Annotated in this window: 10 protein-coding genes; 7 read left to right on the top strand and 3 right to left on the bottom strand. The window is 58.9% G+C overall.

Annotation, left to right across the window (positions count from 1 at the left end):
* The first annotated feature begins 6 nt into the window (after positions 1-6).
* From kduD to ACN0TS_RS00960, 6 genes are all read left to right on the top strand, one after another.
* Positions 7-750: a 2-dehydro-3-deoxy-D-gluconate 5-dehydrogenase KduD gene (gene kduD, locus ACN0TS_RS00985; protein WP_417257449.1), complete on the top strand. Its 744-nt coding sequence runs from the start codon at positions 7-9 to the stop codon at positions 748-750.
* Positions 751-825: 75 nt separating this feature from the next.
* Positions 826-2,277 (top strand): mannitol dehydrogenase family protein, encoded by a 1,452-nt coding sequence (locus ACN0TS_RS00980; protein WP_417257448.1) that lies wholly within the window; start codon positions 826-828, stop codon positions 2,275-2,277.
* Positions 2,278-2,461: 184 nt separating this feature from the next.
* Positions 2,462-3,427 (top strand): NAD(P)-dependent oxidoreductase, encoded by a 966-nt coding sequence (locus ACN0TS_RS00975; protein WP_417257447.1) that lies wholly within the window; start codon positions 2,462-2,464, stop codon positions 3,425-3,427.
* A gap of 41 nt (positions 3,428-3,468) precedes the next feature.
* Positions 3,469-5,163: an adenine deaminase gene (ade, locus tag ACN0TS_RS00970; RefSeq protein WP_417257446.1), complete on the top strand. Its 1,695-nt coding sequence runs from the start codon at positions 3,469-3,471 to the stop codon at positions 5,161-5,163.
* A gap of 125 nt (positions 5,164-5,288) precedes the next feature.
* The gene (gene aroQ, locus ACN0TS_RS00965) at positions 5,289-5,723 is read left to right on the top strand and encodes a type II 3-dehydroquinate dehydratase (RefSeq protein WP_417257445.1); all 435 of its coding nucleotides are present in this window, start codon (positions 5,289-5,291) and stop codon (positions 5,721-5,723) included.
* A 52-nt stretch (positions 5,724-5,775) separates the two neighbouring features.
* Positions 5,776-6,450 carry an NnrU family protein gene (locus tag ACN0TS_RS00960; protein ID WP_417257444.1) on the top strand — a complete coding sequence of 225 codons (675 nt, stop codon included), beginning with the start codon at positions 5,776-5,778 and terminating at the stop codon, positions 6,448-6,450.
* A gap of 49 nt (positions 6,451-6,499) precedes the next feature.
* Here the strand turns inward: ACN0TS_RS00960 and ACN0TS_RS00955 are convergent, their stop codons facing one another.
* Positions 6,500-8,275: an SLC13 family permease gene (locus ACN0TS_RS00955; protein WP_417257443.1), complete on the bottom strand. Its 1,776-nt coding sequence runs from the start codon at positions 8,273-8,275 to the stop codon at positions 6,500-6,502.
* Between the two features lie 229 nt (positions 8,276-8,504).
* Between ACN0TS_RS00955 and dusA the strand changes: the two genes are divergently transcribed.
* Complete coding sequence (dusA, locus tag ACN0TS_RS00950; protein ID WP_417257442.1) at positions 8,505-9,491, top strand: tRNA dihydrouridine(20/20a) synthase DusA; 987 nt, start codon at positions 8,505-8,507, stop codon at positions 9,489-9,491.
* 76 nt (positions 9,492-9,567) lie between these two features.
* Here dusA and ACN0TS_RS00945 read toward each other — a convergent pair whose 3' ends face one another.
* Entirely contained in the window at positions 9,568-13,344 is a 3,777-nt protein-coding gene (locus ACN0TS_RS00945) for an efflux RND transporter permease subunit (RefSeq protein ID WP_417257441.1), read from the bottom strand.
* Positions 13,344-14,477, bottom strand: coding sequence for an efflux RND transporter periplasmic adaptor subunit (locus ACN0TS_RS00940; protein WP_417257440.1), 1,134 nt, complete (start codon positions 14,475-14,477; stop codon positions 13,344-13,346). The genes ACN0TS_RS00945 and ACN0TS_RS00940 overlap by 1 nt, the downstream gene beginning before the upstream one ends.
* Positions 14,478-14,529 lie beyond the last annotated feature (52 nt).

Here is a 14,529-nt window from a genome sequence, read left to right as displayed (position 1 = left end):
GCAATGATGTCTGATCTGTTTTCCCTCAAAGGGCGCAAGGCGCTCGTCACCGGTGCCAATACAGGCATCGGTCAGGCCATCGCCGTCACCCTCGCGGGTCAAGGCGCGCATGTGATTTGTGCAGGCCGCCGTGCCTGTGACGACACAGTTGCAACGATTGAAGCTGCGGGCGGGTCGGGTGAAAGCCTGTTGCTTGATTTCGCTGATCCGATGGCGGCCAAAGATGTGTTCAAAGGGGCAGGGATCGACATCCTTGTGAATAATGCAGGCATCATCCGTCGCGCCGATAGTGTGGACTATAGCGAGGAAGATTGGGACGCGGTAATCGACGTGAACCAAAAGGCGCTGTTCTTTACCTGTCAGGCCTTTGGGCGCGAATTGATCGCACAGGGCAAAGGTGGTGCGGTGGTCAATATCGCCTCGCTCTTGTCGTTCCAAGGCGGCATTCGTGTGCCTGCCTATACGGCCTCCAAACATGCCGTGGCAGGGATTACGAAAATTCTTGCGAACGAATGGGCGGCGAAGGGGATCACCGTCAACGCCATTGCTCCGGGCTATATTGCCACCAATAACACCGAGGCCCTGCGCGCCGATGCTGATCGCAACAAGGCGATATTGGAGCGCATTCCTGCGGGTCGTTGGGGCGATCCTGAAGACATCGGTGGCACCGCCGCTTACTTGTGTTCCAAAGCCGCCAAATACGTCACAGGTGCCGTGCTCAACGTCGATGGCGGTTGGCTCGCCCGCTAACGCATTATGTCGTAAAGCTCTCTAACGCGTCCGCCCGTGTCTGCGGGCGCGTCCTGTCTCTGAAAGGCCGTTTCCATGACTGATGTCACCTCTTTGCCCCGTCTAACCCGCTCCAATGCGCCCAAACCCGCCGTGGGCGTGGTTCATTTGGGCCTTGGTGCGTTTTACCGTGCGCATGGTGCGATCTATATCGCGGAGGCTATGGAAAAATCGGGCGGTGATTGGGGCATTGTTGGTGTGTCGCTCAAAAGCCCGACACAGGCCGAGCGGCTCAAGCCACAAGACTGCGCCTATACTGCGCTCGAATTGGCTCCGACTGGACGTATTCCCCACCATGTCGAGGTCGTCCAAGACGTGCTTGTCGCGCCTGAAGATCCAGAAGCGGTTTTGGCGGTGATGGCCGCAGAGACAACCAAAATCATTACCCTGACCGTGACCGAAAAGGGCTATTGCCACGAGCCATCGACGGGCCGTTTGAACCAAGCACACCCCGATATTGCGCAAGACCTCGCGGAGCCGCGTCATCCTGCCTCCGCGCTCGGGTTTCTTGTGCGGGCCTTGCAAATGCGCCGCGCGGCGGGGCTGCGCCCGTTCACAGTGCTGACCTGTGATAACCTGCCCGAGAACGGTCGTGTGGTGCGTGGCGTTGTGTTGGAACTGGCGGGGCTTATTGACGAGAGCCTGCGCGATTGGATCGCCGCCGAATGCCGTTTCCCCGCCACGATGGTTGATCGTATTGTTCCCGCGACCAAGCCCGAGGATATTGCTGCTCTGGGGGAAGAGATCGGCGCTTATGATGCCTCTCCCGTGATGATGGAGCCTTTCCGTCAATGGGTGGTCGAGGATGATTTTGTTGATGGCGTCCGTCCTGATCTTGGCGCGGTCGGTGTCGAACTGGTCGAGAACGTGACGCCTTATGAGGAGATGAAACTGCGCTGCCTCAACGGGACGCATTCCACGCTTGCCTATCTGGGGTATCTCGGGGGGATGGACACCATTTCCGAGACCGTGGCCGATCCTGACTATGCTGCCTTTGTCTCACAGTTGTGGCGCGATGAGATTATCCCGGGATTGACCCCGCCCGAGGGCGTCGATCTGTCGGCCTATGCCGATGCGCTTTTGGCCCGCTATCAAAATCCCGCGATCCGTCATTTGACGTGGCAGATTGCAATGGATGGCTCACAAAAAATGCCGCAACGCATCCTGACGCAACTGGCCGAGGGGCTTGCCGCAGGACGCCCCATGACAGGGCTCACGCTCGCCGTCGCCGCATGGATGCGCTATGTCGGTGGTGTGGATGAGACGGGCGGTGCGATTGACGTGCGTGATCCGCTTGCCGACCGCCTCAAATCACTGTCGGACGCGGGGCAGACAGCCGCCGAGACAGTTGCCAATTTGTTGTCCGTGACGGAAGTGTTTCCCGCTGCGTTGACCTCGAATGCCGCCTTCGTCGCGAATGTGACACGGGCCTATGAGGGGCTGGTGCGCGATGGTGCCCGTGCGATGGTGGCCAAGGCACTGATCTAAGCCACTAATTCTCAAGGTCGGTTTTCTGCGCTGACGCGCTACGGTGAAACGCTGTGCGTTTCGCCACACTCAATTTGAAATTAATGACCTTTTCCGCGTCTTCCTCTTGTAATGGGGTGCCTCAAAGTCAAGTTTAAGCCAGACGGTACCGATTTTGGCCGAGACACCTGATTCAAGGCGACCAATGAACTTTTTCCCGATGTTTCTACGAATGGCCGACCGCGATGTGATCGTCGTGGGCGGGGGGGAGACAGCAGCGCAAAAGGTGCGGCTGCTGCGCAAAACGGGTGCGCGGGTGACGGTTCACGCTCCCGAGTTGTGTCGCGAGTTGCGCAATCTGGTTGCTTTTGAAGAGGTGATCCATGCCGACGAGCCGCTGAGTGTTGCCAGCTTTGAGGGTGCGGCTCTTGTTTTCCTCGCCACGGGGTGCCCCGGGATTGATGCCAGCCTGCATCCGTTGGTGCGGCAGGCGCGGGCCTTGGTCAATGTGGTGGATCAGCCGCATTTGTGTGAGGCCAATACGCCGTCCATTGTCGACCGAAGCCCGCTTGTCGTGGCTATCGGCACCGAAGGGGCAGCGCCCATTCTGGGCCGTCAGTTGAAAACGCGGATCGAACAAATTCTGGAGCCCGACTTGGGGCGGCTTGTGCGGCTTGCGGGCGGGTTGCGTCCTTCGGTGGCGCAATTGGTGCCCAAGGAACAGCGCCGCGCGTTTTGGCGTTGGGTCTTTGCGGGAGCGCCGCGTCAGTTGTTTGTAACGGGCCGTGAACAAGAGGCGGCGGAACTGATCGGCAAGGCCATTGGTCAGCATGGCTCGCCTGAGGGAGACGAGGAGGGGCTGTTGAGCCTCGTGCCCTATACGTCACGTATGGCCGACCTGATGACATTGCGTGCGGTGCAACGCCTGCAAGAGGCCGATGTGGTGATCCATCGGCGCGGCGACAATACGTTGCTCGAATTGGCGCGCCGTGATGCCGAACGGTTCGAGATGGCAGATGCGATGAATGCCTCCAAACGGGTGATGTTTGACGTCGCTCATGGGTCTAGGGTGGTGTGGCTTTTGCCGCATCGGGAATTGGCAGCAGCGGTGAACCTGCTATCGTGTGCGCACGAAATTGTACCGCATGTGGAATTGCCAAACGCGAGCTAACTCCACGCGGCCCCTGATGTGACCATGAAAGAGGCCCAAATATGAGCGATCTGGAAACCCGAATTGCCCAAGCCCGTGGCGATGCCCCCGCAGATATTGTTCTCAAAGGAGGACGTATTTTTGATCTGATGACAGGGGAGTTGCTCACGGGAGATGTGGCGATATGCGGGGACCGTATTGCGGGGGTGTTTGACACCTACACGGGTAAGCGTGAGATTGATGTGTCGGGACAAATCCTTGTGCCAGGGTTCATTGATACGCATTTGCATATCGAAAGCTCGCTTGTCACGCCGTTTGAATTCGACCGCTGCGTGACGCCGCGCGGGGTGACGACGGCGATTTGTGATCCCCACGAGATCGCAAATGTGATCGGCCTCGATGGTATCCGCTACTTCCAAGCGGCATCGGAGCGCACCTTGTTGGACATTCGTGTGCAGCTCTCAAGCTGCGTGCCCTCCACCCATATGGAGACCGCAGGGGCGGAGCTTTTGGCCGATGATCTGGCGCAGGTGATGGGCCATCCGTCTGCCATCGGTCTGGCCGAATTTATGAACTATCCGGGCGTGATCCACCGCGACCCAGAGGCGATGAAGAAACTGCGCCTGTTCGAGGACGCCCATATCGACGGGCATTGTCCGCAACTCTCGGGCCGTGATCTCAACGCCTATATCGCCGCAGGCATCCGCACCGAACATGAGGCCACCACGGTTGAAGAAGCCCGTGAAAAGCTGCGCAAGGGGATGCGGGTGTTGATCCGTGAGGGGTCGGTGTCCAAAGACCTGCACGCGCTGCATCCGCTGTTGACTCATTTGACCTCGGCCTACATGTGCCTTTGTACGGACGACCGTAATCCGCTCGATATCGCCGAGGCGGGGCATCTCGATCACATGATCCGTGAATTGATTGCGCTTGGCTGTCCACCTCTGGCTGTCTACCGCGCCGCGTCCCTGTCGGGGGCGGAGGCCTTTGGCCTCAAAGATCGGGGGATGATTGCCCCCTCAAAACGCGCGGATATTGTGGTGATTGACAGCTTGGAAGGCTGCAATGCGTCGATGGTGTTTGCGGGCGGCGTTGAAGTGACCGATGCAGCCTTTGCCGCGCGGGACATCCTGCCCCCTGTGGCGCGCAATTCGGTTCAGGCCCCACGGGTTAAAGCCGACAGTTTTCGCACGGGTGGCAACCGCGAGCAGACCGATGTGATCGGCATCATCGAGGGCAAGATCATCACCGCGCACCTGACTGAAACAGTGCCTATCGTTGACGGTGACAAGCGCCCCGATCCTGCCCGCGATCTCACACGGATCACCGTGATCGAGCGGCATGGCAAGAACGGCAATATCGCAAGCGGCTTTGTCAAAGGGTTCGGGATGCAGGCAGGGGCGATAGCCTCCACCGTTTGCCACGACCACCACAACATCGCTTGTGTCGGTGTCGACTACGACGACATGGCTCTGGCCGCGAACCGCTTGGGCGAGATCGAGGGCGGTTTTGTCGTCGTGCATCAGGGCAAGGTTTTGGCCGAACTGGCTCTGCCCGTGGCGGGGTTGATGAGCCTTGAGCCGTTCGAGCAGGTCCATGCGCAACTGATTGAGCTACGCGCGGCAGCACGCACCTTGGGCGTCACCCTCGAAGAGCCGTTTTTGCAACTGGCGTTTCTGGCGCTGCCCGTGATCCCCGCGCTCAAAATCACCGATCGTGGCATGGTCGATGTGAACAAGTTCGAGATCATCAGCTAAGGCGAGCGGCGCAGCACCCCCTAGCGTCACTTCCCTTAATCGGGCATATCACTTGTAAGGCACCTGTTGCGGTGCATAGCTCGCGGTAATTCCGACGCGCTCTGCTATATGAAAAGGACATTGAGATGACCAAGACCGTCTACATCATAAACGGCCCGAACCTGAATTTGCTCGGCAAACGCCAGCCGGAGATTTACGGCCATGATACGCTTGAGGATGTGGAGCGCATGTGCGCCGAGGTCGCGACCTCTGGCGGGTTTGCGGTCAAGATGTTGCAGTCCAACTATGAGGGCGGTTTGGTCGATTTCATCCATGATGCCCGCGAAAACGCAGCGGGGATCATTCTCAATGCAGGGGCGTATACACACACGTCTGTGGCCGTTCTGGATGCGCTCAACACCTTTGAGGGGCCTGTTATCGAGCTGCACATCAGTCAAGTCCACAAACGCGAAGCCTTTCGTCATCACTCATACATCTCCATGCGCGCCGATGCGGTCATGGCGGGCTTTGGGGTGAATGGCTACGCACTTGCGACCCAACACATGGGATCGCTAATCTAAGCACCTCACAGCACGCCCGAGCGTCGAGATCGACCACGAAGGAGCCACAACGATGTCAGGATGGGGTGAGTTTATCAGCGCCTTTGTGGTGTTCTTTTTGAGCCACGCAATCCCTGTGCGCCCGCCCGTCAAAGGACGGATTGTGGCGCGGATCGGGGCGCGTGGGTTCACGTTTGGCTATTCCATTCTGTCCACCTTGATCCTTGTCTGGCTGATCGTCGCGGCGGGGCGGGCACCGTTCGTGGTGCTGTGGAATGCGCCGTTTTGGGGGCCTGTGCTGACCCTGTTCGTGATGTTTGATGTTGTGATGCTTTTGGCGCTCACCATCGGCCGGCCCAATCCGTTTTCCTTTGGCGGGGCGCATAATGAGCGGTTTGATCCGAGCCATCCTGAGGTGGTGCGTTTCCTGCGTCATCCCTTGCTTGTGGGGCTCGCGCTCTGGGCCGTGGCCCACATGGTTCCGAATGGCGATCTGGCGCATGTGATCCTGTTTGGCACATTTGCAGGGTTTGCTCTTTTGGGCATGGCGCTCATCAACCGACGCAAGCGCCGCCAGATGGGCGATGAGGCCTATGAGGCGCTCTTGGCAAAGACCCGCGCGGCGACATGGCGGCCCGCGCCGCAAGCGCGACGGGCCGTGATCGGTCGGTTGGCGATTGGAGCCGTGGTCTATGTGGGGCTTGTCGCGCTACATGGCCCCGTGATTGGCGTTTATCCGTGGCCTTGATTTCACGCAGCCACAAAGGGCAGGGGCGCTGACGTTTGGTGTGAAAGGCTTACAGCGGCCAGACAAAGAGAATGCTGGGCACGGCGACGCAGATCACGAGAATTTCCAGTGGCAGCCCCATGCGCCAGTAATCGCCAAACCGATAGCCACCCGGTCCCAAGATAAGCGTGTTGTTCTTGTGCCCGATTGGCGTGAGGAAGGCACAGGACGCGGCGACTGCCACTGTCATCAGATACGTATCGGGATTGGTGTCGGTGGCGGCGGCAATCGACATGGAAATCGGCGCGGCGATCAATGTCGTCGCGACATTGTTGAGAAAGTCCGACAGCGTCATGGTCACGACCATCAGTGCCACCAAAGACACCCATGTCGGATAACCTGCACTCAGGCTCACAATCTCGCGCGCGATCAGGTCGGCCCCGCCGAAATGCTCAAAGGCTTCCGCCAATGGAATCAAACTGGCCAGAAGGACAATGACCTTCCACTCCACCGAGGTATAGACCTCGCGGGCGCTGACGAGGTCGAGTGCGACATAAGCAATGACGGCCCCGCCAAGGGCGACCGAGAGGGGCAACAGCCCGAAAACAGCCAGAGCGACGGCGAGCAGGAATACCCCGATGGACAGGCCCGCTTTGCTGCGTTGCACCACTTCGGTCTGTCGTCCTTCAAGCGACAGCCCGCCAAGCCATTCCGTCGCGGCGGCAACCCGTTCCGGTGTGCCAAGCAGCAAGAGAACGTCGCCTGCGCGGATGGGCAGGAGCCGCACGCGATCCCTGAAACTCCGTCCCTCGCGGGCAACGCCCAAAAGCGTCACTGAGTGTTTTTGCAACAGACGCAGACTGCGGGCGGTCCGTCCCACGATCCGCGCCCCCTCGGGCACGATGGCCTCGGATAGGGTGAGGCCCGGGGCGACAACGCCTCCTTCGTGTTTTTCGGACCCAGCGAATTCAAGCCCTGCTTGTCCCATAAAGGTCTCGATGGATTTGGGGTCGCCTTCGACAACCAGAAAATCCCCCGCGCGCAGTATTTCGCGACGCGCCAAACCGCGCATCCGTTTGCCCAGACGGATCAGGCCCAGAATGTGAACGTCTGCCTCGTTCGCCTTGGGGGACAGGTCCGAGACGGTCATATCCTCTTGCGCGATGTGCTCCCCGATCCGCAGTTCGGCGATGTAGCGGCCTTTGCTGACTTCTTTCTCGGTGTCCTGCAACGAGGTTCGGGTAGGTAGAAGTCGCCACCCGACGAGCGAGACGAAGGCGATCCCCGCCACCGCAACGGCAAGGCCCACGGGCGCAAAGTCGAACATGCCGAAGGGTTCGCCTAAGACGCCCTGACGGTATTCCGAGATCACGATATTGGGCGGTGTTCCGATCAATGTGATCATCCCGCCGAGAATAGTCGCGAAAGAGAGCGGCATTAGCGTTTGTCCCGCTGCGCGTTTGGCCTTTTTCGCGGCTTCCAGATCAAGCGGCATCAAGAGTGCCAATGCGGCAACGTTATTGATAATCGCGGATAGCCCTGCGGCCAAGGCGGCCACAACGGCGATGTGCAGCGGAAGAGGGCGGTCGGGGTCGATGAGACGTGAGGCGATCAGCTCCACAGCACCCGATGAAGACAGCCCACGGCTGACAATCAAGACAAGAGCGATGATAGCCACCGCCGAGTGTCCAAAGCCTGAAAAGACGTCCTCGGTCGGCACAAGGCCAAGCGTGGCGGCGACAATCAACGCGCCGAAGGCGACAAGGTCATAGCGAATGCGGCCCCAGACGAGCAGGGCAAATACGAGGCCAAGTAAGATAAATATCTGTGTCAATTCAGCTTGCATCTCAAAAGCCTAGCGGAGTTTGCGAGCGGGCGGAATAGCAAGCTTTTTGAAGCGTTTGTTTTTGTGCGCTTGGGGCGGGGAATTGGGCTGCGCATTGGGGGAAATCTGATCGCTGTTCCTGTGGCGAACTTGTGCTACATGGTAGCGCACCAGAATCGAACGCTTTTGAATATCTGAGGGAATTCTCTGAATTTCGGCGCGCCGATCAGAAGCATACGGAGTTAACGCATTGAAAATTAACGCACAAACTGCGTCGCGATTAAGCGTTGCCCCCATGATGGATTGGACCGACCGCAATTGTCGGGTGTTTCATCGTGTGATGTCGCGTCATGCGTTGCTTTATACCGAGATGGTTACTGCGCCTGCTTTGGTGCGCGGGGGCGCGCGGCATTTGATTGCGTTTCATGCTGCCGAGCATCCTGTTGCGGTGCAACTTGGCGGGTCTGATCTCGCTGAGTTGGCGACAGCGACGGCGATGTGTGTGGATGAGGGCTATGACGAGGTGAACCTCAACGTCGGGTGTCCCTCTGACCGTGTGCAATCCGGAGCCTTTGGCGCGGTTTTGATGAAATCCCCCGATCTGGTTGCGGCCTGTGTGACCGCGATGCAAGAGGCGGCAGGGGACGTGCCTGTGACCGTGAAATGCCGCATCGGTGTCGATGATCAAGACGCTCATGCGGTCTTGCCCGATTTTATAGCGACCATGCGCGACGCAGGGATTACACGGATGCAAATCCACGCGCGAAAGGCATGGCTTGAGGGGCTGTCGCCCAAACAAAACCGTGATGTCCCGTCTTTGGATTACGACCTTGTCCACGCGATGAAAGTTCGGTTTCCCGATATGCACCTGTCAATCAATGGCGGCATTGCCACAATGGCGCAGGTGAAAGAGGAACTGGCCCATATGGACGGGGTGATGGTGGGGCGTGCGGCCTATCACACGCCCTATGATATTCTTGGCAATGCCGACGCGGAGGTGTTTGGTGATCCGCGTCCTCCGCTGTCGCGTGAGGAGGTGGCTCTAGCGATGGAGGACCACATCGGGCGGCACATCGCGGCGGGTGGTAAACTTGCGCAGGTGACGCGGCACATGTTGGGACTGTTTTCGGGCCAACCCGGCGCACGACGGTGGAAACGGATTTTGTCGGAGCGCGGGCACAAAGAGGGGGCTGATTTTGCCTTGGTCCGTGAGGCGCTCCCGTTGCGCGAAATGTAAAGCGCCCGAAGTTATCTGACGAAAACGCCCCCGAAATTCAGGGGCGTTTGTGATTTTGTCGTAGCCTAACAGCTGTCTATTCAGCGGCTTTGATATCGGACGGTGGCGTGTCGTCGCCTTTGTCCGCCTTGCCTTTGCGGGTCTTGTCGGTTTTCACCTTTTTGACTTTGGTTGCAGTCTCTTTGGCTTTGGCCCGCTTGCGCAGCTCTGCTGTTGAGGTGGTCTTGATCTCTTCACTGGGCATCTCGACCTGTGGCTCTGTGGGCATTTCAGGCGTGTAGTCGGGGCTGCCCCATGCATTCTCGCCCGTGGTCCAGACAAACTCGGGGTTGAGTGTGCGTCTGGCTTCGCGGTGCAAACGGTAGTCGGTTGCGGTGCGCGAACGGGCGCCCAGAAGGTTGGCCGCGATCATAACGACGCGATGTGCAATCACCCGCGCCCAGACCCGCAGGGCGAGCATGGCAGGGGTGAAAATCAGCGTCAGGATTGTCGCAATACCAAGACCAAACACAACAGCGGTGGCAAGGTTGGTCCAGAACTCGGCGGTGGGCGAGTTGACCGAATAGCCGCCGTTGATGAAGTCGAGCGAGAGCGCGAACATCATCGGTGCCAGACCCGCCATCGTGGTGATGGTGGTCAAAAGCACTGGCCGGATGCGGTCTTCGGCGGTGCGAATGATCGCCTCGATCTTGGGCATATAACGCGCGTACTCTTGGTAGGTGTCGATCAGAACAATGTTGTTGTTCACCACGATCCCCGCGAGCGCCACGATGCCCGTTCCCGTCATGATCATGCCGAAGGCCATGTCGCGCACAAGCAGTCCGATCAGCACACCTGCGGTGGACATGACCACCGCGAGCAACACCAGAACGGAGTTGTAGAAGCTGTTGAACTGCGCGAGCAGAATGATGAACATCAATGCGAGAGCCGCACCGAAGGCTTTGCCGAGGAACTCTCCGGTTTCGCGTTGCTCCTCGTCGTCGCCCGTCCATTCCCATTGGATATCAGAGGGCAGATCGGCTTCGGTCGTGAGCCATTCGGTCAACGTGGCGATCCGTTCGGTCGGAGTGATGGCAATCCCGTCTTCGGTCTTGAGGTCGGAGGCCACAGCCGCTTTCACGTCGTAGTAACGTTGTTGGTCAGCGCGGTCGATCTGTGCCAGTTTTTGCACAGGTTCGCGGGTGATGAAGTTCGCAAGCGGAACCAGCCCGTCTTGGGTGCGGACTTTGAGCGTGTCGAGGGTCGACAGCACACGGTATTCTTCAGGGAACCGTACGCGGATTTCGATCTCTTCGTCGGAACTGTCAACGCGCATGGTATCAAGCAGGATACCACGGGTGATCAGTTGGACCATGCCGCCTACGGTGGCAACATCGGCGCCAAAACGGCCCGCTTTCTGCACGTCCACGTCGATCTGCCAGTCAATGCCTGGGAGGGGACGGGTGTCTTCGATATCTGTCAAACCCGCCATTGTCTCATACTTCGCACGGACAATTTCGGTGGCTGCGTTCAGACTTTCCCAATCGTCGCCCTTGAGACGCAGGTGGACGGGTTTGGCGGAGGCAGGCCCCATGCCAAGGTTTTGAATTTCGGTGAAAATGCCGGGAATCGTGTTGAGCCGTTCCTGCAATTCGGCAATCACCACATCGCCATCGTAATCGGGAGCGACATGGGTGTTTTCCCACGGGATAAATCCAAGCAACTTGCTCGGGATGGACTCATTTGGACGGTCTTCCCACGGGATCAATTCAACCTGAATTTGCCCGATGGTGTCCGATGGTCCCGAACCGCCGCCCGTGTTGGAATTCAAGCCTCCTTCGCCAGCAAAGGCAAAGGCGTTGTCGACACCGCGTTGGCTCAGAACGATTTGCTCGGCCTTGGATACAAGCGCGTCTTTTTCCGCCAGTGACAGGTTGCCGCGCGCTCTGACGTAGACGATGGCCTGCTCGGGTTCGGAGTCGGAGAAGAACTCCATCCCCGAGTTGTTTTTGCCGTAGTAGCCAAAGACACTCGCCACGGCTGCCCCGACCACAAGGATGGTGACGACGGGCATAACCGGATTGCCCGCAATGGCCCATGTGAACCACCCGAAGGGGCTGCGTTTATAGCCGCTGTCGACTTTCTTTTTTGTTCGTTCAATGCGCGCAGCAGACAGGGTGATCCCGAAGAGCGATGATCCGATCAGGAACATCACAGGGCCAAGATAGGCGGCCCAAGCCGCATCGGGGGCGGTGTTGTTGAACAGGTAGCCCGTGTTCAAGGATTGCATCAGCGAGATGAATACGAGATAGGCCGCAGGGATCACCAAGAGGAACCGCAGCCAGTAGGGCGTTGTTCGCCGCAGACCGGCAGACAAGCGGTCGAACACCCGTGCGATCCGTCCCGAGACGCCACCCATAACGGGCAGGTAGATCAGCGCCACGATGAGGGAGGCGCAAAGCACGAAGATGATGGTGACGGGCAACATGCCCATGAACTGCCCCGCAACGCCGGGCCAGAACAGCATCGGCAGGAAGGCGCAGAGCGTAGTCGCGGTCGAGGACACAATCGGCCAGAACATGCGTTTGGCGGCCTCAACAAAAGCAGCCATCGGGCCTTCGCCTTCGTCTATTTTACGGTCGGCGTATTCCACCACCACAATGGCCCCGTCCACCAACATCCCCACGGCGAGGATCAGGCCGAACATCACGATGTTGGAAATGGTGATGTCCATAATGCCGAGCAGGATAAAACACAGCAGGAAAGACGTCGGAATGGCAAAGCCCACAAGCAGGGCGGAGCGGATACCGAGCGAGGCCAGAACCACGATCATCACGAGGGCAATCGCGGTCATCACCGCCCCCTCAAGTTGGCTCACCATTGAGGCCACTTGACGTGATTGGTCGTTGGAGGTGCCCACCTCGATCACTTGGCGCAACTCTTCTGGCCATGTGTCAACTTCGGCGGCCACTTCGGCTTTGATCAGATCAACCGTGTCGATGATCGGGAAGCCTTTGCGCTTGACCACTTGTAGCGCCACGGTGGTTTCGCCGTTAAAGCGGGCGGTCCCTTCGCGGTCCTCAAAGGTCAGTCGGATTTCGGCCAGATCGCCAAGGGTGATCACACGGTCTCCGTTGACCTTGACGGGCAACTCCATGACATCGCGTTGATCGTTGAAACTGGCGGGGATCTTGATGGCAAAGTTACCCTGCGCGGTTTGCACCTCGCCTGCGGCAACAAGTTGGTTGTTATTGGCGACAACGGCGATCAATTCCTGCGCTGTGACGTTGTAGGCCTCAAGGCGTAGCGGGTCGATGGTGACTTCCACCATTTCGTCGCGTTGCCCCGTGAGTTTGGCCTCAAGGATCGGTTCAAGTCCTTCGAGACGGTCCTGCATCTTTTTGGCGTAACGCACGAGGGTCCGTTCGGGCACGGGGCCTGTCAGGTTCACAATCAGGATCGGAAACTCGGAGAAGTTGATCTCGTTGATTGAATAGCTGTCGGCTCCTGCGGGGAATTGTGCCTCGACACGTCCCATGCGGTCGCGCACATCCGCGATCACCTTTGTCTTGTCCCAGCCGAATTCGAACTCCATCGCCAGACCGCCATAGCCTTCGGCGGCGGTGCCTGACATTTTGTCCAAACCGTCGAGGTCGGCCATTTCGGTTTCCATCGGCTCGACGATCAACCGCTCGGCATCCTCGGCAGAAATGCCGGGGAAGGGGACAGAGATGAACAAGGCCGGAATCTCGATGTCCGGTTCGCCCTCTTTGGGCAGGCCGATGTAAGCCGCCGCGCCCGCGATCAAGGTGAGCGCGATAAAGGCAAGGATCATTCGGGCGCGTTCACCGGCCCAATCAACGATTCCCGTCATCAGTTGATCTCCTCAAACTGGGGGGCAACGGTGACACCCGAACGGACGTATTCCTGACCGACGGTGATAATGTCGACTTCTTCGGGCAGACCTGACACCCAAACGCCGTCCACATTGTCGCGGATCACTTGGACGGGCATAAAGGCCACCATGTTGTCAGCGTCCACTATCCGAACGCCGAGCAGTCCCTCGTCGTTAAGGGTCAAAGAGGACTGTTTGATGAGGTGCGCCGATTTTCCTTCCGAGCGGATTGCCATTTCAACGGTTTGCCCGTCGCGGATGGAAAAGTCGGTGTTTGGAACTTCGACTTCGACGCGGAATGTCCGCGTGGTCGGATCGGCGGAGCGCGACAGGAACGTGACGCGGCCTGTAATTTCTTCGCCCGTCAAAAGACGTGCAGCGGCCAAGGTGCCGACTTCGATGCGATCCACTTCGGCCTCTGGCGCGTAGGCCACGAGCTTCATCGGGTCGAGCTGAATGATGGTGGCGCAGAGTGATCCTGCCTGCATCAATGTGCCCAGTTCCGCCGTATCGCTTTCCAACAGCCCCGCGAAGGGCGCTTCGATGGTCAGGTTGGCGATGTCTTGTTCGGTTTGGGCAATCATGGCGCGGGCGGCTTCAAGAGCGGCTTCGGCGCGAAGCACATCGGTCTCGGAGGCGTAGCCGCCTTCCGCCAGTTTCAGGGTGTTGTTCAGGCCCACTTCGGCTTCGGCCACGGCGGCTTTGGCCTGTGCCAATGTCGACTCGCGGGTGCCAAGGTCGAGTTGGCACATGATTTGCCCTTCTTCGACATAGGAGCCTTTGCGCAGCGGAGCGGAGACGACGCGGCCCGAGGTTTCGGCGGAGACGCTCACCGAGCGGGCGGCTTGTGTTTCTCCGCGCAGGATCACCGCGCTGTCGAGTTCTTTGGCAACAGAATGTGCTGCCACCACCTGCATCGCGGCTTTGTCAACGGCGCTGCGTTCGGCGGGGGGCGCATTGGCCGTTGCGCTTTGCTCTGCCTGTTCCGTATCGGTGAGGGTCTCAACGGCGGGGGTGCGACCGGAGAACGACACAAGCGTATCGCGTTGGAACACAAAGAAATAGAGGACCGTCGTCACGATGATGGCGATGAAAATGGAAGCGATGCGCATAAATGTCTCTTTACTTGTCTCTGGTCAAAGGGCGTCAGATGGATCGGCGGCT

The sequence above is a fragment of the Celeribacter sp. genome (assembly GCF_048266405.1).
Lineage (GTDB): Bacteria > Pseudomonadota > Alphaproteobacteria > Rhodobacterales > Rhodobacteraceae > Celeribacter.
Note: the sequence above shows the minus strand (reverse complement) of the source record. Positions and strands in the feature narration are given on the sequence as shown.

What these genes read in the sequence shown, in the direction of transcription:
- kduD (WP_417257449.1), top strand. Translation starts at nt 7, where the DNA reads ATGTCTGATCTGTTTTCCCTCAAAGGGCGCAAGGCGCTCGTCACCGGT.
- ACN0TS_RS00980 (WP_417257448.1), top strand. Translation starts at nt 826, where the DNA reads ATGACTGATGTCACCTCTTTGCCCCGTCTAACCCGCTCCAATGCGCCC.
- ACN0TS_RS00975 (WP_417257447.1), top strand. Translation starts at nt 2,462, where the DNA reads ATGAACTTTTTCCCGATGTTTCTACGAATGGCCGACCGCGATGTGATC.
- ade (WP_417257446.1), top strand. Translation starts at nt 3,469, where the DNA reads ATGAGCGATCTGGAAACCCGAATTGCCCAAGCCCGTGGCGATGCCCCC.
- aroQ (WP_417257445.1), top strand. Translation starts at nt 5,289, where the DNA reads ATGACCAAGACCGTCTACATCATAAACGGCCCGAACCTGAATTTGCTC.
- ACN0TS_RS00960 (WP_417257444.1), top strand. Translation starts at nt 5,776, where the DNA reads ATGTCAGGATGGGGTGAGTTTATCAGCGCCTTTGTGGTGTTCTTTTTG.
- ACN0TS_RS00955 (WP_417257443.1), bottom strand. Translation starts at nt 8,275, where the DNA reads ATGCAAGCTGAATTGACACAGATATTTATCTTACTTGGCCTCGTATTT.
- ACN0TS_RS00945 (WP_417257441.1), bottom strand. Translation starts at nt 13,344, where the DNA reads ATGACGGGAATCGTTGATTGGGCCGGTGAACGCGCCCGAATGATCCTT.
- ACN0TS_RS00940 (WP_417257440.1), bottom strand. Translation starts at nt 14,477, where the DNA reads ATGCGCATCGCTTCCATTTTCATCGCCATCATCGTGACGACGGTCCTC.